Origin of the sequence: Bacillus sp. IS1, assembly GCF_032461585.1 — a bacterium.
Lineage (GTDB): Bacteria > Bacillota > Bacilli > Bacillales > Bacillaceae > Bacillus > Bacillus velezensis.
This window is the reverse complement of the sequence record NZ_JAWCWR010000003.1, coordinates 362,328-382,245: the sequence shown is the minus strand read 5'-3', so window position 1 is coordinate 382,245 and position 19,918 is coordinate 362,328. Positions and strand designations below refer to the sequence as shown.

15 protein-coding genes, 10 tRNA genes, 1 pseudogene and 1 riboswitch are annotated in these 19,918 nt (G+C 47.9%); of the genes and pseudogenes, 24 read left to right on the top strand and 2 right to left on the bottom strand.

The features are described 5' to 3' along the window. Window positions 1-48 precede the first annotated feature (48 nt). The 13 genes and pseudogenes from RUW00_RS15380 (at window position 49) to thiC (ending at window position 5,751) form a co-directional block, all read left to right on the top strand. Window positions 49-124: transfer RNA gene (locus tag RUW00_RS15380), tRNA-Phe, on the top strand. Between the two features lie 3 nt (window positions 125-127). Continuing rightward, window positions 128-200, top strand: a tRNA-Thr gene (locus RUW00_RS15375). Between the two features lie 11 nt (window positions 201-211). Further along, window positions 212-296 (top strand) — tRNA-Tyr (locus tag RUW00_RS15370). Between the two features lie 10 nt (window positions 297-306). Next, window positions 307-380: transfer RNA gene (locus tag RUW00_RS15365), tRNA-Trp, on the top strand. A 29-nt stretch (window positions 381-409) separates the two neighbouring features. Beyond that, window positions 410-485: transfer RNA gene (locus RUW00_RS15360), tRNA-His, on the top strand. Between the two features lie 9 nt (window positions 486-494). After that, window positions 495-566: transfer RNA gene (locus RUW00_RS15355), tRNA-Gln, on the top strand. A gap of 53 nt (window positions 567-619) precedes the next feature. After that, window positions 620-694, top strand: a tRNA-Gly gene (locus tag RUW00_RS15350). Between the two features lie 6 nt (window positions 695-700). Next, window positions 701-771: transfer RNA gene (locus tag RUW00_RS15345), tRNA-Cys, on the top strand. Between the two features lie 7 nt (window positions 772-778). Beyond that, window positions 779-867: transfer RNA gene (locus RUW00_RS15340), tRNA-Leu, on the top strand. Between the two features lie 245 nt (window positions 868-1,112). After that, window positions 1,113-1,194, top strand: a tRNA-Leu gene (locus tag RUW00_RS15335). 145 nt (window positions 1,195-1,339) lie between these two features. Further along, a pseudogene (locus RUW00_RS15330) lies at window positions 1,340-2,916 on the top strand (Na+/H+ antiporter NhaC family protein). Window positions 2,917-3,001: 85 nt separating this feature from the next. Further along, on the top strand, window positions 3,002-3,697 hold the full coding sequence (locus RUW00_RS15325) for a Type 1 glutamine amidotransferase-like domain-containing protein (protein WP_280144959.1): 696 nt from the start codon (window positions 3,002-3,004) through the stop codon (window positions 3,695-3,697). Between the two features lie 49 nt (window positions 3,698-3,746). Next, window positions 3,747-3,857: riboswitch (TPP riboswitch) on the top strand. A gap of 121 nt (window positions 3,858-3,978) precedes the next feature. Next, window positions 3,979-5,751: a phosphomethylpyrimidine synthase ThiC gene (gene thiC / locus RUW00_RS15320; protein WP_280144960.1), complete on the top strand. Its 1,773-nt coding sequence runs from the start codon at window positions 3,979-3,981 to the stop codon at window positions 5,749-5,751. A 40-nt stretch (window positions 5,752-5,791) separates the two neighbouring features. Here thiC and RUW00_RS15315 read toward each other — a convergent pair whose 3' ends face one another. Then, complete coding sequence (locus tag RUW00_RS15315; RefSeq protein WP_022552799.1) at window positions 5,792-7,147, bottom strand: FAD-binding oxidoreductase; 1,356 nt, start codon at window positions 7,145-7,147, stop codon at window positions 5,792-5,794. A gap of 259 nt (window positions 7,148-7,406) precedes the next feature. On the opposite strand from RUW00_RS15315, the gene RUW00_RS15310 reads away from it, so the two are divergent. From RUW00_RS15310 to RUW00_RS15285, 6 genes are all read left to right on the top strand, one after another. Beyond that, window positions 7,407-7,586 carry an FbpB family small basic protein gene (locus tag RUW00_RS15310; RefSeq protein ID WP_003155431.1) on the top strand — a complete coding sequence of 60 codons (180 nt, stop codon included), beginning with the start codon at window positions 7,407-7,409 and terminating at the stop codon, window positions 7,584-7,586. Window positions 7,587-7,588: 2 nt separating this feature from the next. Further along, complete coding sequence (locus RUW00_RS15305) at window positions 7,589-9,310, top strand: ABC transporter substrate-binding protein (protein WP_095273119.1); 1,722 nt, start codon at window positions 7,589-7,591, stop codon at window positions 9,308-9,310. Between the two features lie 67 nt (window positions 9,311-9,377). After that, the gene (locus tag RUW00_RS15300; RefSeq protein WP_095273118.1) at window positions 9,378-10,334 is read left to right on the top strand and encodes an ABC transporter permease; all 957 of its coding nucleotides are present in this window, start codon (window positions 9,378-9,380) and stop codon (window positions 10,332-10,334) included. A gap of 12 nt (window positions 10,335-10,346) precedes the next feature. Then, complete coding sequence (gene opp4C, locus RUW00_RS15295) at window positions 10,347-11,252, top strand: oligopeptide ABC transporter permease (RefSeq protein WP_072176823.1); 906 nt, start codon at window positions 10,347-10,349, stop codon at window positions 11,250-11,252. Continuing rightward, entirely contained in the window at window positions 11,249-12,235 is a 987-nt protein-coding gene (locus tag RUW00_RS15290) for an ABC transporter ATP-binding protein (protein WP_280144961.1), read from the top strand. Before opp4C ends, RUW00_RS15290 begins: the two co-directional genes overlap by 4 nt. Further along, window positions 12,228-13,193, top strand: coding sequence for an ABC transporter ATP-binding protein (locus tag RUW00_RS15285; protein WP_249684876.1), 966 nt, complete (start codon window positions 12,228-12,230; stop codon window positions 13,191-13,193). The genes RUW00_RS15290 and RUW00_RS15285 overlap by 8 nt, the downstream gene beginning before the upstream one ends. Before the next feature lie 71 nt (window positions 13,194-13,264). Here RUW00_RS15285 and katA read toward each other — a convergent pair whose 3' ends face one another. Next, complete coding sequence (katA, locus tag RUW00_RS15280; RefSeq protein WP_280144962.1) at window positions 13,265-14,710, bottom strand: catalase KatA; 1,446 nt, start codon at window positions 14,708-14,710, stop codon at window positions 13,265-13,267. 256 nt (window positions 14,711-14,966) lie between these two features. Between katA and RUW00_RS15275 the strand changes: the two genes are divergently transcribed. From RUW00_RS15275 to ssuD, 5 genes are all read left to right on the top strand, one after another. Further along, the gene (locus RUW00_RS15275; protein ID WP_100261662.1) at window positions 14,967-15,902 is read left to right on the top strand and encodes an amidohydrolase family protein; all 936 of its coding nucleotides are present in this window, start codon (window positions 14,967-14,969) and stop codon (window positions 15,900-15,902) included. A 222-nt stretch (window positions 15,903-16,124) separates the two neighbouring features. Continuing rightward, the gene (locus RUW00_RS15270) at window positions 16,125-16,892 is read left to right on the top strand and encodes an ABC transporter ATP-binding protein (RefSeq protein ID WP_014417255.1); all 768 of its coding nucleotides are present in this window, start codon (window positions 16,125-16,127) and stop codon (window positions 16,890-16,892) included. A 15-nt stretch (window positions 16,893-16,907) separates the two neighbouring features. Continuing rightward, window positions 16,908-17,897: an aliphatic sulfonate ABC transporter substrate-binding protein gene (locus RUW00_RS15265; protein WP_280144963.1), complete on the top strand. Its 990-nt coding sequence runs from the start codon at window positions 16,908-16,910 to the stop codon at window positions 17,895-17,897. Continuing rightward, a complete protein-coding gene (locus tag RUW00_RS15260; RefSeq protein WP_280144964.1) occupies window positions 17,897-18,730 on the top strand; it encodes an ABC transporter permease in 834 nt (277 codons plus the stop codon). The genes RUW00_RS15265 and RUW00_RS15260 overlap by 1 nt, the downstream gene beginning before the upstream one ends. Before the next feature lie 24 nt (window positions 18,731-18,754). Then, window positions 18,755-19,891 (top strand): FMNH2-dependent alkanesulfonate monooxygenase, encoded by a 1,137-nt coding sequence (gene ssuD / locus RUW00_RS15255; RefSeq protein ID WP_021494886.1) that lies wholly within the window; start codon window positions 18,755-18,757, stop codon window positions 19,889-19,891. Window positions 19,892-19,918 lie beyond the last annotated feature (27 nt).

The window sequence follows — 19,918 nt, the reverse complement described above, 5'->3', positions numbered from 1 at the left end:
GCAGGAGGTCGCGGGTTCGAGTCCCGTCCGGACCGCCATTTATAAAAAGGCTCGGTAGCTCAGTTGGTAGAGCAACGGACTGAAAATCCGTGTGTCGGCGGTTCGATTCCGTCCCGAGCCACCATTTGCCGGTCTAGCTCAATTGGTAGAGCAACTGACTTGTAATCAGTAGGTTGGGGGTTCAAGTCCTCTGGCCGGCACTCTAAATGATGGAGGGGTAGCGAAGTGGCTAAACGCGGCGGACTGTAAATCCGCTCCCTCAGGGTTCGGCAGTTCGAATCTGCCCCCCTCCACCATTTTATAAATAGGGGCATAGTTTAACGGTAGAACAGAGGTCTCCAAAACCTCCGGTGTGGGTTCGATTCCTACTGCCCCTGCCATTATATTATTTATTCATCTTCAGATTATGGCGGTTGTGGCGAAGTGGTTAACGCACCAGATTGTGGCTCTGGCACTCGTGGGTTCGATTCCCATCAATCGCCCCATATTATCATTGGGCTATAGCCAAGCGGTAAGGCAACGGACTTTGACTCCGTCATGCGTTGGTTCGAATCCAGCTAGCCCAGTTGCATTTTTTAAAAAACAACAGCATAAGATGTATTAAGTTCTTTTACATGTTGCGGAAGTAGTTCAGTGGTAGAACATCACCTTGCCAAGGTGGGGGTCGCGGGTTCGAATCCCGTCTTCCGCTCCAAATTACGGCGGCATAGCCAAGTGGTAAGGCAGAGGTCTGCAAAACCTTTATCCCCGGTTCGAATCCGGGTGTCGCCTTTCTATTGCCGGGGTGGTGGAATTGGCAGACACACAGGACTTAAAATCCTGCGGTAGGTGACTACCGTGCCGGTTCAAGTCCGGCCCTCGGCACCAATTTAACTTTGAACGAACTATGTTAAATTGGTCATCAGTTTTCACATTATAAAACATATATGAGAGTGATTTGCATATTGCAGATCACTTTTTTTATATAATAAAAACGTAATGACTATCAATATAAGTTTCTTGTTTGTATCGGATATACTGCATTACCATTAAAAAAACTTTGCTAAAACCGTTGACGGTTTATAAAATACATGTTATATTTATATACGTCGGTTGAACACGACGCATTACATGCCGGTGTGGCGGAATTGGCAGACGCGCACGACTCAAAATCGTGTTCCTTCTGGAGTGCCGGTTCGACCCCGGCCACCGGTATACAAAGGCTTCTACAATATGTAGAAGCCTTTTTTGTTGTATGAAAATATCCTCCAAGGCTTGTGAAAACATGATACCTGCTGATTGTATAAATCCGCTTTTTTCAAAGATACTAACAAGAAGTTCTTTGAAAGAGGTGTTTTTAGTGGAAGGGACTTGGGCTTGTCTTATCCCATTTATTCTGGTCATTCCCATTTCAATCATTACAAAGCAAGTGCAGTCCGGTCTGTTTATCGGTTTGCTGGTCGGAAGCTATCTTTTGCATCCCAGCTTGCTTGGCGGGATTGAACATATGGTTCAATATGTAATCAGCAATATTGTCGTCACCAATAACATTAGAATCATTGTGTTTCTATATTCATTTGCCGGCCTTGTAGGGATTATAAAGCTGACCGGCGGGATAAAAGGATTCGTCCATTTGATCAGTAAAAAAGTTAAAACCAAAAAAGGTGCGATGCTGCTTGCATGGCTGTCGACATTTGGCACGTTCAGTGAACCGGACTTTCGCATCGTCACAATTGCACCGATCATGAAAGCGTTAAGCAAGCGTCTGGACCTGTCGAAACAGAAAATTGCGTATGCCATTGAGTTTACGGCAAACCCTGTCATTGCCTTGATTCCGATAGCAACGGCATTTGTCGGCTACATGGTTTCCATTATCGGACAGGCCCTTAAAAGGTCAGGAATAGATCAGCCGGCTTACACGGTGTATGTGAAAAGTATTCCCTTCAATTTTTTCTCCATTGTGATTATATTAGTCGGAATTTATTACTGCTTTTTTAAGAAACAAAAAGCGGACGAAAGCTTAAAAAAAACAGAAAAGAGCGGACAAACTTCTGCTCGCAAACATAACATAGCAAAAATACGGAACCGATTCCGCGGAACAGCGGTGTGTTGCTTTCAAAAGGCTCAGGTTCATTCAACATGGAAACAGGGACGATCTCAGATATTCACGGTGGACATACGGGAATGTTCGAAAGTGATGAGAATGCTGACCAGCAGGAGGAGCTGGATTCGGCGCACCGTGCTTATATTAAGGAAACACCGATTCGGCCTTGGAATTTAATCATTCCGATCGGTCTGTTTTTGCTATTAACACTCTTTCTCAGCTGGTGGGACGGTCATTCAAAAGCACAAGGGTTTTTGAATGCTTTTATCAAAAGTGATATGCTTGGCGTCATGTTAACCGCATTATTGGCAGCGGTTATTGCAGCATTTGCTCTTTTTATGTTTCAGCGTTTTCATGCAGGCGAGCTTGTTACCCATTTTATTAAGGGCGGAAACGAATTGGTCAACGTTATTATTATGTTATCGCTGATTTGGGCCGTAACAGCAGTATCTGAAGATCTGGGATTCTCGAAATATGTTACTTCTCATTTAACGTCATGGATCCCTCATATGTTTATTGCGCCGTCTCTTTTTATACTGGGGGCTGTTATATCCTATTTTATCGGGTCATCCTGGGGGACTTGGGGGCTATTAATGCCGCTCGGCGTAACGCTGGCGGTTCAGTCACATACCAGCTTATTATTAGCGATCGGGGCTGTGTTTGCGAGCGGAACATTTGGAGCGTTTGCTTCTCCTCTCAGTGATAATACGGTGACAACCTGTACGGTGTTGGGGATCGATGTTGTGAAGTATGCCCGTTCGAAGCTTGTTCCGGCGCTTATCGCCGCAGGGATCTCCGTTGTGTTATACGGTGCGTTTTCATTTTTCAGATAACAAATACTTTTTGAAGGCGTTATCCGAAAATGGGATAACGCCTTTTTATGAGCTGTTATACTAGAGAAAAAAAAGAGGTGATGACGTGAAGCAGATTATTGCAATGGGCGGCGGAGGCTTTTCCATGGAGCCGGATCATCTTGTGCTGGATCAGTATATTTTAGAGCAGTCGGCGCGGTCAAAGCCGAAAGTTTGTTTTTTGCCGACGGCAAGCGGAGATTCGGAGAATTATATCGGCAGGTTTTATCAGGCCTTTCAAAAGCTGCGGTGTGAGCCGGATCACTTGTCGCTGTTTAAACCGCCGGGTTCTGATCTCAGATCCTTTCTCATGAAGAAAGATATTATATATGTCGGCGGCGGAAATACGCGCAATATGCTTGTCTTATGGAAAGAATGGGGGCTTGACCGTATTCTTCGTGAGGCTTGGGAAAACGGCATCATGTTGGCGGGTCTCAGCGCCGGGGCGATTTGCTGGTATGAAGAAGGATTGACGGATTCAGCTGGAGATTTGAGAGAGTTAAGAGCTTTAGGATTTTTGCCGGGCAGCTTTTGTCCGCACTATGACGGAGAAGCGGGGCGCCGGCCGGTGTATCACCGTCTGATTTCAGAAAAGAAACTCAGGGAGGGCTATGCCGCTGATGACGCTGCGCTTCATTATAAAGACGGTCAGCTGATCCGGGCTGTCTCTTCCCGGGAAACCGCAAAGGGTTATCGGGTTTTTAATACCGAAGAAGGCGTTCGAGAAATAGAGCTTATGACTGTCCAATTATCTGAATTTTGATAATATGCTTTTTTTTGTACACAACTTATGTTACGATGAGAGCGAAATCAATAGTTACTGGGGGTGCCCGTCTGAGCGGGCTGAGAGAGAAGCGGCGGTTTCTTAACCCTTTGGACCTGATCTGGTTCGTACCAGCGTGGGGAAGTAAAGGTTTTATTATTGTTGAAGAAAACAATAATAGTTTCTTTCTGACTGCAAAACCGGGTTCTTCTTTGAACCCGGTTTTTTTGTGCTGGTGCTGAGCTTGGTTCTGTTATTCAAATGATAAAGGAGAGATTTGTATGCAAAATCAATCAGTACAGCAAGCGAACATTTCCATTATGTCGAGTTTTTCCGGCAGTAAAAAGGTTTATGCAGAAGGTTCTTCGCCCGATATACGAGTGCCGATGCGGGAAATCAGCCTGAGTGCGACTACGGGGGCATTCGGGGAAGAGGAGAATGCGCCGGTCCGTGTTTATGATACGAGCGGGCCGTATACAGACCCGGATGTACAGATTGATATTCATGAAGGGCTGGGGGCGCTCCGCACAAAGTGGATTACCGGGCGCGGAGATGTAGAGGAATATAACGGCCGGACCGTGAGACCTGAAGACAACGGTTATAAAAAAGAAGATCATGCCGCCGAATACCCCGGCCTACAGCGGAAACCGCTTCGGGCCAAGCCGGGGAAAAATGTAACACAATTGCATTATGCGAGAAAAGGCATCATTACGCCGGAAATGGAGTTTATCGCAATACGTGAGCATGTGTCTCCCGAATTTGTCAGGGAAGAGGTGGCGAGCGGACGGGCGATTATTCCTTCTAACGTCAACCACCCGGAAAGCGAGCCGATGATTATCGGCCGGAATTTTCATGTGAAAATCAATGCAAATATCGGCAACTCGGCTGTTACATCTTCTATCGAAGAAGAAGTCGAAAAAATGACGTGGGCGATTCGCTGGGGCGCCGATACGATGATGGACTTATCCACGGGAAAAGACATTCATACCACGCGTGAATGGATTATCCGCAACTGTCCCGTGCCTGTGGGAACGGTGCCGATTTATCAGGCGCTTGAAAAAGTGAATGGCATTGCCGAGGATTTAACGTGGGACATTTATCGTGACACATTGATTGAGCAGGCGGAGCAGGGCGTGGATTATTTCACCATCCATGCCGGCGTACTGCTTCATTACGTCCCGTTAACGGCCAAACGCACGACGGGAATCGTATCCCGCGGCGGGGCGATTATGGCGCAATGGTGCCTGGCTCATCATCAGGAAAGCTTTCTGTACACGCATTTTGAAGAAATTTGTGAAATCATGAAGACCTATGATATCGCTTTTTCTCTTGGTGACGGGCTTCGCCCCGGTTCGATTGCGGATGCCAATGATGAAGCGCAGTTTGCGGAATTGGAGACTCTCGGAGAATTGACGGAGATTGCGTGGAAGCACGATGTGCAAGTGATGATCGAAGGACCGGGTCATGTGCCGATGCATAAAATTAAGGAAAACATGGACAAGCAGCTGGAAATTTGTAAAGAGGCCCCTTTTTACACGCTCGGGCCATTAACGACGGATATCGCTCCGGGTTATGACCACATTACTTCAGCAATCGGCGCGGCGATGATCGGCTGGTATGGGACGGCGATGCTTTGCTATGTCACGCCGAAGGAGCATTTGGGGCTGCCGAATCGTGATGATGTAAGAGAAGGCGTCATTACGTACAAAATCGCAGCACATGCCGCAGACCTTGCTAAAGGGCATCCGGGTGCACAGATCCGTGACGATGCTCTGTCTAAGGCGCGGTTTGAATTCCGGTGGCGTGATCAATTTCATTTGTCGCTTGATCCTGAAAGAGCAATCGAATATCATGATGAAACGCTGCCGGCTGAAGGCGCAAAAACGGCTCACTTCTGTTCGATGTGCGGTCCGAAGTTCTGCAGCATGAGAATTTCTCAGGATATTCGTGATTATGCGAAGGAAAACGGACTTACTGAAGACGAGGCCGTCAATGAAGGGCTGAAAGAAAAAGCAAAAGAGTTTGCGGAGAAGGGAAGCCGCTTATATCAATAAAAGAAAAGATGAAGATGGAGTTTGCCCATCTTCATCTTTTTTAGAAAAACGGTGAACGGCGAAGCGGCGGAATGCTCTGTTCAAATCGGAATATATTTTCCGGATCGTATTTCGTTTTGACTTGACGGAGGCGGTGAACATTTTCTCCGTAATATGTTTGCAGCCAGTTTCTGATTTCTCTATCAGGCCAATTCACGTAATCTCCCATCGTTTCTCTTGATAGGGACGTTCTCAGTCCTTCGATCCAGCGGACATTTTGTCTTTCTTCTTCAGCAGATGTCCAAGTTGTAATATATTCTTGGGCAATGATTGCGTTGCGATAGTAGAATGCCGTTTGGTCCGGAGCGATCCGTCCGGCCGCCCCGCCGAGAGATTGCTGCCAGACACTGGCGTTTTCGTTCGGAGCGTGCTCTAAATAGCGCTTTAAAGTGGAAATCGCGCGTGAAGATAATGGTTTTTCAATAAAGGATCCTGACCGCTTCATCTTTTGCGGCTGATTGCCTCCCGGGCTGTTAAAAAAGGCTGCCGCTTTAATAAATGGCACTGTCTTGACCATGCCGCTTGTCGGTTTTCCCGCTTTCATTAACGGAGCCAGCAGTTCTTTCAGCTCATCCTTTGTCCCGGTAAATTGACCGAGAGCTTCTATGCGGTTTACTTCCTTAGGCCAAAACTGAATTGATGAGGTAAGCCGGTTGTCTGTAAATGGAGCCCAGCGCTGCCACGTGTTAAATACTTCCTCAAAATCATCCCAGCCCCAAGTGACAGAAAAAACAGACACGCACGAGATCGGCACGGCTTTAAACATCATGGATGTGACAATGCCGAAGTTGCCTCCCCCTCCGCCCTGAGACGCCCAAAATAGATCAGAGTGCTTTGAGCGGTTGACTGTGATCAAGTCAGCACCCGCTTTTTCGTCCGCTATGATCATTTCGAGCTGGAGGAGACGATCGCAAGTAAGTCCGGCTGTCCTTGTTAAATATCCGATTCCTCCCCCGAGCGTCAGCCCCGTGATTCCCACATTCGCAATGGTCCCCGCAGGAAGGGTCAAGCCGTACCGCCAGAGTGTCCGGTAGACTTCTCCCAATTCGGCTCCCGCTTCAATCGAGACCAGCCGCGTATCCTCATTTACTCTTATTTTCTTCATTTCACTGAGATCAATGACTAGTCCGTTATTTAACAGGGAAAAATTTTCGTAGCTGTGTCTTCCGCCTCTGATGCGGAAAGGCACATTGTTCTCACGCGCCCATCTCAGCGCATTGAGGGCGTCATGTTTGTTTTGACAAAACACAATGATGTCTGGATATCTTTGCAGGCTTAAATTGATATTGGTTCTTGCAGCATTATAGTCCGGGTCATCTTTTTTGACGATGCGACCGGTCAATGTTGTCTTTTCCACATTCTCACTCACTTTCACTTGTACTCTGCTATGTTTTCTAGCATATGCGGAAAAATGAGAGAGTGTATGAGGAAAACCCCCGGAAGGAAACGATATTTTAAATTATAGTTGACAGGTAGGGATTGTATGAATTAACATAATCATTACATATTTCCAAACGATGGCTGATCGGATCACCGAAGGCTCTTATCTTTTAAACAGATAAGGGCCTTTTTTGCGTGAAAGTCATTGAATGAAATGAAAAGCGGAGGGATGAAAAGTGGCGTTAAAAAAGGTATCACATGTGCGCAAAAAGAGCAAAAAACGAAAAAAGTACAGAAAACACACATTGAATTTCGAACTGCTTGTAGAGAAAAACAAACGGGAGATTATGAGAAATGAGGAACAGATGGAGCAGATTTATATAAAGATAGATGAAAAGCATGCGGGGGTTCGATAAAGATGAAGGAGAGAAAATGGAGGATAAAAACAACGGTACTTGCGCTGTCGGTATCCATCATGTTATCAGGGTGCGCGTTAGGGAGTGCCGGAGAAGAACCGTCATCTGCGGCTGATAAAAAGGAAGAAACACGTATTGCCCATGTCAAGACAAAGGAATTTAAAGCTTCTCATCCGGCGGCGATTCCCGCTAAATCGAAAGCCAGAACTGACACTTTTGTTGCTGGGATTTCCGCGCCGGGCGGCGTGTTTCTGCCGTACTTTTACGAAAACGGCTGGGACGGAAATGCGACAGATCCTATTTTTGAACCGTTAGTCAAACTGGATAAAACGGGGAAGCCTGCCCCGGCTCTTGCGGAAAGCTGGAAAATTTCCAAAGATCAGCTTACATACACGTTCCGTTTAAGAAAAAATCTCGTTTTCAGCGACGGTTCACCGCTGACCGCAAAGGATGCCGCATTCACTTTAACACTGCTGCATGATCCTGCATACGCGGGCTATGAAGATATCACCACGGCCTATATTAAAGGCGGTAAGGCTTACAAAGAAGGAAAGGCAAAGACGATAGAGGGCATACGCGTCCTTGATGACAGAACCATTCAAATTACGACTGAGAAAGTCAGTGCGAAGTCGCTGCTTCTTTTAGGCGGGCAGGTGCTGTCAGAAGCCTACTACGGGAAGAAATATCAATTCGGCAAACTGGACTATTTAAAAGAGCTTTATGCCAAACCGCTCGGAGCGGGACCTTATCAATTTACAGAATACCTTCCGGGACAGGAAATACGCTATCAGGCTAATGAACACTATTATGCCGGAAAACCGAAAACCGAAAAGCTGATTTATAAAATTATCGATCCGTCAACTTCTCTTCAGCTGTTTGAAACGGGTGACCTTGATTACGCTTCTTTCTCACCTGATGATGATACGGTTCAGCATTTAAAAAGTCTCGGTTTTGCCAATATAAGCGTATCTGTCGTGAATGATTACGGGCTTGTGTACGTCAATCACAAGCGTCCGCCTTTTCAAGATAAGAAAGTGTCCCAGGCGCTTATTTACGGACTTGACCGTCAAAAAATCGTCGATGTCCGCTTTAAACGCTACGGAGAGGTCGCGAATGTTCCGGTGTCTCCGGTTTCGTGGGCTTATGATAACAAAGGTGTCAATCGGTACGCGTTTAACCCTGAAAAAGCCAAAAAGCTTCTCGATGAAGCAGGCTGGAAAACGGGCAAAGACGGTGTACGTGAAAAAAACGGCAAAAAGCTTGAAATCAGCTATTACACGTCTAAAGCGGATGATGATTTCATCCCGATCGCGAAAGAAAATTACGCGGACATCGGAATCTCATTAAAACCGGAAGTCATGGATTTTAATACAGAAGTAGCGAAAATAAATGACAAACAATACGACCTTGCCGCCGTTTCCACCTCGCAGATTCTTGATCCGAATGACACGGTGGAAAAGCTGGCTTCCGGCCATCCCAATAATGTAACGGGATATTCCAATCCGAAAGCGGACCGGCTGATAGAGAAAGGAGCCGGCACGCTTGATATCAGCAAAAGAAAAGAGATTTATCACCAGCTGTACCGGGAGCTCGGGGAAAACCCGCCTTACATTCTGATTCATTACCGTCAGAGCGCAAGGGCGGTCAGCGGAAAAATAAAAGGGCTTGAGCCTGACAATTATTCTGGAATCAGTTCAAGTCTCTCAAATGTCTCAATTCAATAGAACGGTTGGGCAAAAACCCGGTGCATCCTGGGGATTTTGCCCTTTCAGCGGAAAGGAGGGGCTTTTTGTGAAACGGTATGCCGCAGAACGATTCATTCAAATGCTTGTGATCTTATTCGGTACGTCCTTTATTATTTTTTTCTTATTCGCCATGCTGCCGGGCGACTATATCGATTCCAATGTAAACCTGACTCCTGAAAGAGCGAAGGAGTTAAAAGCGCTTTACGGGCTGGATCAGCCGATTTGGCAGCGTTATGTGACGTGGCTCGGAAATGTGCTCAGCGGAGATTTTGGGTTTTCTTTGAAATATCAGGAGAACGTCCTGTCACTGCTACGGAAATATGTCTGGAATTCGTTTTTTGTCGCGTTTTTGGCGTTGCTTGTCACATGGTCAGCCGCGATGATAACGGGTGTCATATCCGCTGTCAGGAAATACTCATGGTTTGACGGGATCGTGACGTTTCTTGTGTTTGCTTCCATGGCGTTTCCGTCTTTTTTTATCAGCCTTCTGTTTATTAAGTGGTTTGGGGTGGATTTGAAAATATTGCCCGTCGGCGGGATGATTGATACCGGAAGCACGAGTACAGGTTTTTCGTACGTGCTTGAAGCCGCCAGACATATGATTCTTCCGGTCGTGATTTTATCTATGCTCGGCATCGGCTCGCTGACAAGGTATTTCCGCTCCGGCATGCTGGACGTGATCAGACAGGATTATATCAGAACGGCCAGAGCGAAGGGATTGAAAGAGCGCACCGTCATCTGGAAACATGCGTTGAAAAACGCGCTCATTCCGGCCATCACCCTGCTTGCTTTTGAACTGCCGGGACTGTTTTCCGGAGCCATCATTATTGAACAGATTTTCGGGTGGCCGGGAGTCGGACGTATTCAGCTGGAATCTGTGCATTATCGTGATTATCCGGTTTTGATGGCGTTTACCTTGTTTTTGTCTTGTTTAACGATTGCGGGGAACTTCTTAGCGGATATCGCTTATGCCGCGGTTGATCCGCGGGTCAGGCTGAAATAGGGGGTGTTCGGAATGAAAAAACAAATAGAGGTGCCGCCTTCTCTTTGGAAGCAGACGTACCGCCGCCTGCTGCAGCATAAGCTGACGGTCATCAGTCTTCTTTTCTTATGTTTTATGTTTTTATTGTGCTTTATCGGGCCGTCTTTTTCTCCGTACATAACAGATCGGACGGATATTTCAAATGCCAATCAGCAGCCGGGAATCCATCATTGGCTGGGAACCGACCAGTACGGGAGAGATGTGCTGACGAGGCTGATGCTGGCGGGGCAGATTTCTCTGACTGTGGGGCTTGCTTCAATGGTGCTGTCGCTTGTCATCGGTTCTTTACTCGGGGCTGCGGCCGGATTTTATCGGGGAGCCGCAGATATGATCATTATGCGAATTGCTGATATGCTCATGTCTATCCCGGGCCTGCCGCTGCTTTTGATTTTGGCTGCGGTGATGTCGGAGTGGAAAGTGCCTTCTGAATACAGAATGTACCTGATTATGATGATGTTAAGCCTGATCGGATGGCCCGGTTTGGCGCGGCTTGTACGCGGACAGATTTTGTCGCTGAAGGAGCAGCCGTTTATGATGGCCGCGGAAGTTTTGGGGCTTAGTGATAAACGGAAAATCCTCTATCATTTGCTTCCCAATACATTGCCGTTATTACTGGTAGCGGCGACTTTGCATGTGGCGGGAGCGATGCTGAGTGAATCTGCGCTGAGTTTTCTCGGGCTTGGCGTTGCTCCGCCCACACCTTCTTGGGGAAACATGATGGAAGCGGCGAATCATTTTATGGATTTTACACTCCGCCCGTGGCTGTGGATTCCGCCGGGAACGGCCATTTTTCTGACCGTTGTGGCGATTCATCTGCTTGGAGACGGTTTAAGAGACGCTTTTGATCCTAAGGTAAAACGGCAGGTGAAAATGAAATGAAAAAACCGCTTTTAGAAGTGAGGCATTTGGAAACGGCTTTTTATACAGAGGAGGGGGCGGTAAAGGCCGTGGACGATGTCAGCTTTACGATACATGAGGAGGAAACGGTTTGTATTGTAGGGGAGTCCGGCTGCGGGAAAAGCATGGCGTCATTGTCCATTATGCAGCTTCTTCCCGAGACGGGGAGAATCGAACGGGGAGCGGTGCATTTTTCCGGACGGAACCTGTTGGAATTGAAACCAAAAGACATACAGAAAATCCGCGGCAGCGAAATCGGGATGATATTTCAGGAACCGATGACATCTTTGAATCCGGTGTTTACAATCGGTGAGCAGCTGGCCGAACCGATTCGCGAACATTTATTGCTGAGTAAGAAAGAGGCATGGCGGAAGGCCGTTGAACTGATCACGTTAGTGGAGATCCCGCATGCCGAGCAGGTTATGCACCGATATCCTCATGAGCTGAGCGGCGGCATGCTGCAGCGCATCATGACGGCTGTCGCGCTAAGCTGCGAACCGAAATTGATCATTGCCGACGAGCCGACGACAGCGCTTGACGTAACCATTCAGGCGCAGATATTGGATTTATTGCGGGATATGAAAAAGCAATTTCGCACGTCTATTTTATTCATTACTCATGACCTTGGCGTGGTTGCCGAAATGGCTGATTATGTGATTGTCATGTATGCGGGAAAAATTGTGGAGGAAGGACCGGTTGCAAAGCTGTTTTCTGATCCGAAGCATCCGTATACGAAAGGGCTGCTCGCGGCCAAGCCGGTTATCGGTCAAAGAAGGGAGATGCTGTACACCATTCCGGGGCAGGTCCCCGAGCTTGCGGACCTGTCGGGATCGTCTTGTTATTTTGCGGAGCGATGTGAACACAGCACGGAAATATGCCGGAGATCGAGCCCGCATTTTACTGAATTCGGGAAGGGGCATCAGGCGGCGTGCTGGCTTTACAGAGAGGAGAAAGCAGATGAGTGATGTGTTGCTGGAGGTCAAGGGGCTGAAAAAATATTACGAGGAACATGGGGGGATGAGAAAGACCCGCAAAAATCCCGTAAAAGCGGTCGACGGTGTCAGTTTTACGATAGGAAAAGGAGAAGTGTTCGGCTTAGCGGGAGAATCGGGCAGCGGAAAGTCATCAATCGGCAAGACCATTTTGAGGCTTCATGAGAAAACAGGGGGAGAGGTGTTTTTTCAGGGGCGTGATGTGTTTCGGATGAGCCGGCGCGAGCTCAAAACTTTCAGATCAGAAGCGCAGCTCATCTTTCAAGATCCGTTCAGTTCTTTAAATCCCCGGCGCCGGATCGGAGAAGCCATCGGTGAAGCGATGATCGAGCATCAATTGGCGGTGAAGCGGAATGCGCGTGATAAAGCGGCGGAGGTTCTTGAAGCCTGCGGACTTTCCGCAAACTTTATCGACCGATATCCGCATGAATTTTCCGGAGGGCAGCGGCAGCGGATCGTGATTGCAAGAGCGATGGCGCTCAAGCCGCAATTTATCATTATGGATGAACCCGTGGCGGCGTTAGATGTCTCCATCCAGGCGCAGATGATCAATTTGTTCAGCAGCCTTCAAAAACAGCACGGGCTGTCATATTTGTTCATTTCTCATGATTTAAGCGTGGTGGAGCACTTATGTACGAAGGTCGCCATTATGTATTTAGGGACGATTGTGGAATACGCGTCAAAGGAGGAGCTCTTTTCACGGCCGCTTCACCCTTATACGAAAGCGCTGTTATCAGCCGTGCCTGTTCCTGATCCCGGAGCGAAAAGGGAGCGGATAATTTTAAAGGGTGATATACCGAGCCCCTCTGATCCGCCTTCAGGCTGTAAATTCCGAACGAGATGCCCGGCAGCCAAGAAGATATGTGCTGAGAAAAGTCCGGCGCTGTCAGAAAAAGGGCTTCATCATTTTGCGGCATGCCACTTCGTGTAATTGAGAAAAAAACGGTTTTATTGATAATAAACAGGAAAAACCTGCCGGGCAGACCGGCAGGTTTTTTGATGCTATTTTGGTGATGGCAGTCCGAGTCCTTCGGCAACGCGTCTGCCGTATTCAGGATCAGCCTTGTAGAAGTGGCCGATCTGGCGCAGCTTAATTTCTTCTTTTTCCACAGGTTTCATCGCACTGACGATATTGGCGACAAGGCGCGCGCGCTCTTCCTCGCTCATCAGGCGGTACAGGTCGCCGGCTTGTGTGTAATGATCATGATGATTATAGCTTACACTGTCAGCGAAACCTGATACAGGATATGCCGCCTGTTTATCTTCAGGTGACTCTTTCGGGCCGCCGAAGCTGTTAGGCTCGTAATAGGCGGAGCGGCCGCCGTTATCATCAAAACGCATTTGTCCGTCACGCTGATAGTTTTTCACTTCATTGCGGGAACGGTTGATCGGCAGCGCCTGATGGTTCGCGCCGACACGGTAGCGGTGCGCGTCATGGTATGCGAACAACCGGCCTTGAAGCATTTTGTCAGGTGAGACGTCGACGCCGGGGACTAATGTGCCGGGAGAGAACGTCGCCTGTTCTACTTCCGCAAAGTAATTTTCCGGATTGCGGTTCAGAACCATGCGGCCGACTTCAATGAGCGGATAGTCTTTTTGAGACCATACTTTTGTGACGTCAAACGGATCAAAGCGATATGTGTTTGCGTCTTCTAACGGCATGATTTGAACATATAATTTCCATGCGGGGAAATCGCCGTTTTCAATCGCATTGAACAAATCTTCCGTATGGTAATCGGGATTTTCGCCCGCGATTTTTGCGGCTGTATTAACATCAAGGTTTTTCACGCCTTGCTCTGTTTTAAAGTGATATTTGATCCAGACGCCTTCACCTTTATCATTTGTCCATTTAAATGTATGGCTTCCGAATCCGTGCATATGGCGAAGAGTCGCCGGAATGCCCCGGTCTGACATCAGAATGGTTACCTGGTGCAGGGATTCCGGTGACAGAGACCAGAAATCCCAAACGGCCGTCGGATTTTTCAGATGTGTTCTCGGATCTCTTTTTTGTGTATGAATAAAGTCAGGGAACTTGATGGCATCGCGGATGAAGAACACGGGTGTATTGTTTCCGACGATGTCGTAGTTTCCTTCTTCTGTATAAAACTTAACGGCAAATCCGCGCGGGTCGCGCACTGTGTCACTAGAGCCCAGTTCGCCCGCAACGGTTGAGAAACGGATGAAGAGCGGCGTGCGTTTACCGACTTCTGACAGAAATGCGGCTTTCGTATATTTTGTAACGTCATTTGTGACTTCAAAATAACCGTGTGCGCCCGCGCCTTTTGCGTGAACGACACGCTCCGGAACGCGTTCTCTGTTAAAGTGCGCCAATTTCTCAAGCAGATGGACGTCTTGTATTAAAGCAGGACCGCGATCGCCGGCCGTCATTGAGTTTTGGTTATCTCCGACAGGAGCGCCCCAGCTGGTTGTCAATTTATTTGAACTCATGTGATCACCTCTTTAGATTTATAAAAACATAATACCACCTATCAGTAAAAAGTCAATATTATTTTATAATGATTATAAAATAATTATTTTTATTATCGAAAAAAGGGTTTGGGTTTGAAAGCATACTTGACTGACGGGAATAATGGGTTTAAGATGAGAAAAAATAGAAACCGCTGACTTGGACACAAGAGGCTCTTATTCTTCACTGGATAAGGGCCTTTTTTTATTGTCAGGCGGTAAGGGAGGCGGCGATTGTATGCTTTTCCGGCAGCATTTTAAACCTGTCGATATTCACGGTCATCTGCCGTACAGCCTTTATTTCGGCAAAAACGATAAGACATTTTCCGATTACAACCGGGAGCGGTCAGAAAGAATGAATCTGACTTGGGATTTTCCTGATCCGCATGATGTTGATGGCGATGACGGCGAAATCGCTTTGATGACAAGATGGGAGAATGAATTAGATAAGTACGGCATTGATGTGCTGAATTTTTTAACAGCAGAGAGCAATGACCGGATGGCGGCGTTTATTCAAGCCAATCCCGCGAGATTTACCGGATTTGCATATCATCCTTTGGAGAGGGAGGATGCGTATGAAGAGCTGAAAAGAGCGGTAGAAGAGCTCGGTCTGAAAGGATATAAACTGTTCGGGCCGCTGACAGACATTGATTTTCATGATCCGTCGCTGAAAAAGCTGTGGACGTATCTGGCTGACAAAAAGCTGCCTGTATTAATTCACTTCGGGCTTTTAGGGAGAGCGGGGGGTATTGTCAGCCATCGCAACATCAACCCGCTCTCCATCTATCGCGTCGCGAGAGAGTATGCTGATATCCCGTTCATCATTCCGCATTTCGGCGCCGGATATTATCAGGAACTGCTGCAGCTGTGCTGGAGCTGCCCGAATGTGTATATTGACACGTCCGGCTCAAATCAGTGGATGAGGTGGATGCCGTATCCGCTTGATTTGGAAATTCTGTTTCGAAAGACATCTGAATTAATCGGTGCTGAACGGATCATCTTCGGGACGGATTCGAACGGATTTCCGAGAGGATATGTATACAGATATCTTCAGGAGCAGGTGAGGACCTGCCGGGAAATCAATATGCGGGAAGAAGATATAGAAAACATATTCGGCAACAATGCGCGAACATTATTGAAAATCGCCCGCCAAGAAAAGGAAGTAAATACGTGATACAGCCGATGCGCTCTCTGGCAGGGTTATGCCGGAGAGCGTATTTTAATCCTTATAAAAAATAGTTGACAAGTCGGAATAATTTGAATTAACATGATATTCAAATTTAAAAACAAACGGGTTGCCGATCGGACCGCCGAAGGCTCCCATCTCTGTAAGCAATCGGAGATGGGGGCCTTTTTGTTTTTCGATCGCACGCGGCAGAAAGAGAGGGGAAGACAGATGGCTGTAACCATCAGCATACAAGAAAAAGCTTTTGAGCATGAAGGCCGGAAAACGCCGGTGCTGAATGATATTGAGCTGTCAATTGCATCGGGAGAATTTTTAACTGTCATCGGGCCGAGCGGATGCGGCAAAAGCACGCTTTTAAAATTGATTGCCGGTCTTGATACCGATTATAAAGGCTCTGTCACAATAAACGGCCGCAATGTGTCGGGACCGGGCATCCGGCAGGGATTTATCTTTCAGGAGCACCGGCTGTTTCCCTGGCTGACGGTAAAACAAAACATCGCTGCCGATCTCAATATGAACGACCCGGCCGTTCGGAAAAAAGTGGATGATCTGATTGAGGTTGTCAGGCTGCAGGGAGCGGAGAACGCTTATCCGCGCGAATTATCCGGCGGCATGTCGCAGCGGGTTGCCATCGCCAGAGCCCTTTTGCGCGAGCCGGAGGTGCTGCTTTTAGATGAACCGTTCGGGGCGCTTGACGCTTTTACGAGAAAACATTTGCAGGATGTGCTGCTTGATATATGGCGCGAGAAAAAAACGACGATGATTCTGGTCACGCATGATATTGATGAATCCGTCTATTTAGGCGATAAGCTGGCGATCCTCAGGGCAAAGCCCGGCCGGCTGCACAGTCTGATGCCGATTCAGCTTCCGCATCCGCGCAATCGGACGTCAGCGGATTTTCAGGCCGTCCGGCAGAAGGTGCTTTCTGAGTTTGAGAAAACGGAAGACCTCCGGTTTGCGGATGGGTCCGGGATATAGAAGGGACGAAGCGAAGTGAAAAAAATTATCATTCTTTTAGCCGCAGCAGTCATGATGTCAGCCGGATGCAGTGCAGACGGGACAGGAGGGAGCGGGAAAACGGTGAAAGAAATCCGGATCGGCATCCAGCAGAGTTTAAGCCCGCTTCTCATTGCCAAGGAAAAAGGCTGGTTTGAAGAGGCCTTCAAAAAAGACGGAATAAAAGTAAAATGGGTCGAATTCCAAAGCGGTCCTCCGCAATTTGAAGGTCTTGCCGCCGATAAGCTTGATTTTTCCCAGGTCGGCAATTCACCGGTCATTTCCGGTCAGGCGGCTGGAATTGATTTTAAAGAGATCGGGCTGTCTCAGGACGGGTTAAAGGCAAACGGCATTCTCGTAAACAAGGGCAGCGGGATTCAGAGCCTGAAAGAATTGAAAGGTAAAAAAATCGCCGTAGCCAAAGGCAGCAGCGGCTTTGATTTTCTCTATAAAGCTTTAGATAAAGCGGGGCTTTCCGCCGATGACGTCACCATCATCCAGCTTCAGCCTGATGAGGCGGTTTCCGCTTTTGAAAACAAATCAGTTGACGCATGGTCCATTTGGGAGCCGTATTTGTCGATTGAAACGCTGCAGCACGGGGCGGAAATATTGGCGAACGGAGAAAGCACAGATTTATATTCTCCCGGTTTCACGTTAGTCAGAACGGGATTTTCCAAAGAACACCCGGATGAGGTTGTCCGTTTTCTGAAAGTGTTCAATCAGGCAGTTACATGGCAAAAGGAACACAAAGATGAAGCTGTCTCCTTATATGCGAAAATCAAACATCTTGATCCGAAAGTTGTCAGAAACGTGCTTAACAATACTGAGCCTCTCAATGAACCGATCAATGATGATATTGTCAAAGCCCAACAGGAAACCGCTGATTTTCAATATCAAACAAAAGCGATTCATAAGAAAATTCATGTAAAAGACGTTGTCGACAATTCATTTATTAAAAAAGCGCTTGAAACGGGGGATGGCAAGTAATGAAAGCAGAAGCATCAACGGCTGCCGGCGCAATAAGCCAATCAGAAAAGAAAGCTCTGGCAAGATCCCGGAAGTATTCATACCAATGGATGAAAGGGGTTGTACTCCCGGCTGCGGTCATCGCAGTATGGCAGTTTATCGCAAGTCTGGGCATCGTCTCGGCCACGGTGCTCCCGTCGCCTGTCGTCATCTTGCAGACGTTTCAGGAACTTCTTCTTTCAGGTGAGCTTTGGGGTCATTTAGAGATCAGCTTATACCGGGCGGCTGCCGGATTTCTGCTTGGCGCGGGCCTCGGACTTGTTTTCGGGCTGCTGGTCGGTTTCTCAAAGCGGACGGAAGCATATCTTGATCCGTCCCTGCAAATGCTCAGAACGGTTCCGCACTTGGCCGTGACTCCTCTGTTCATTTTGTGGTTCGGATTTGATGAGACATCAAAAATGCTGCTGATCGCATTGGGGGCTTTTTTCCCCGTGTACATTAATACGTTTCTCGGAATCCGCAGTGTGGACGCGAAGCTGTTTGACGTCGCGCGGGTGCTGGAATTTAACTGGTATCAGCAGATGACGAAATTAATTCTTCCGGCATCTCTGCCGAATATCCTGCTCGGCATCAGGCTCTCTCTGGGCATTGCGTGGCTCGGTCTTGTGGTGGCGGAACTGATGGGCTCGAGCGAGGGCGTCGGTTATATGATTATGGATGCCAGACAATTTTCACAGACAAATAAGGTGTTTGTCGGCATTATCATTTTTGCGGCTGTCGGCAAGCTGACAGATGCATTGGTCAGAATGCTCGAACGGAAACTATTAAAATGGCGGAACAGTTATGAAGGGTAACCTATTAAAAAAGGAGAGATTCATATGGAGATTCTTTGGTTTATTCCGACGCATGGTGACGGCCGGTATTTAGGGACGCAAACGGGAGGGAGAACGGCGGATCATCTTTATTTTAAGCAAGTGGCACAGGCGGCGGACAGACTCGGGTATACGGGGGTTCTGCTGCCGACGGGGAGATCATGTGAAGACCCGTGGCTGACGGCTGCCGCTTTAGCGGGGGAAACGAGTGACTTGAAATTTTTAGTGGCGGTCCGTCCGGGACTGATGCAGCCGTCTGTCGCCGCGAGAATGGCGTCGACAATGGATCGGCTGTCAGACGGCCGTTTGCTCGTAAATGTCGTAGCGGGCGGAGATCCTTATGAACTGGCGGGAGACGGCATGTTTATCAGCCACGATGAACGTTATAAGGCGACTGAAGAATTTTTAACCGTCTGGCGCGGACTCATGCGGGGCGAAACGGTGACATATGAAGGGGACCATATCAAAGTGGAAAACAGCAATCTGCTGTTTCCGCCAAAACAGTCTCCGCATCCGCCATTATATTTCGGCGGTTCATCACAGGCGGGAATTGAGGCTGCGGCGAAACATACAGATGTCTATTTAACATGGGGAGAGCCGCCGGAGCAGGTAAAAGAAAAGATTGAAACCGTTAAAAAACAGGCTGCCAAGGAAGGAAGGACAATGCGTTTTGGCATCAGACTTCACGTGATTGTCCGGGAGACTGAGGAAGAGGCATGGGAAGCGGCTGAACGATTAATCAGCCATTTAGACGAAGAGACGATTGCGAAAGCGCAGGCTGCGCTCCGGCGCGCTGATTCTTCGGGACAAAAACGGATGGCCGATCTCCATAACGGTGACCGCTCGAAGCTTGAGATCAGCCCGAATCTCTGGGCCGGCATCGGACTGGTCAGAGGCGGAGCGGGCACGGCGCTTGTCGGTGATCCGCAGACCGTCGCTGCTCGAATTTTAGAGTATCAGGCACTCGGCATTGAGTCGTTTATCTTTTCAGGTTATCCGCATCTGGAAGAAGCTTATTATCTGGCTGAACTCGTGTTTCCGCTTCTGCCGTTTCAGAATGAACGGACTAAAAAGCTTGAGCGCAGACTGGGTGAAGCAATGGGCAACGACCATTTTGCAAGAGGAAATAAAGCGACAGTCTGAATAAATAAATGCCTCTTTTTTTTTCAA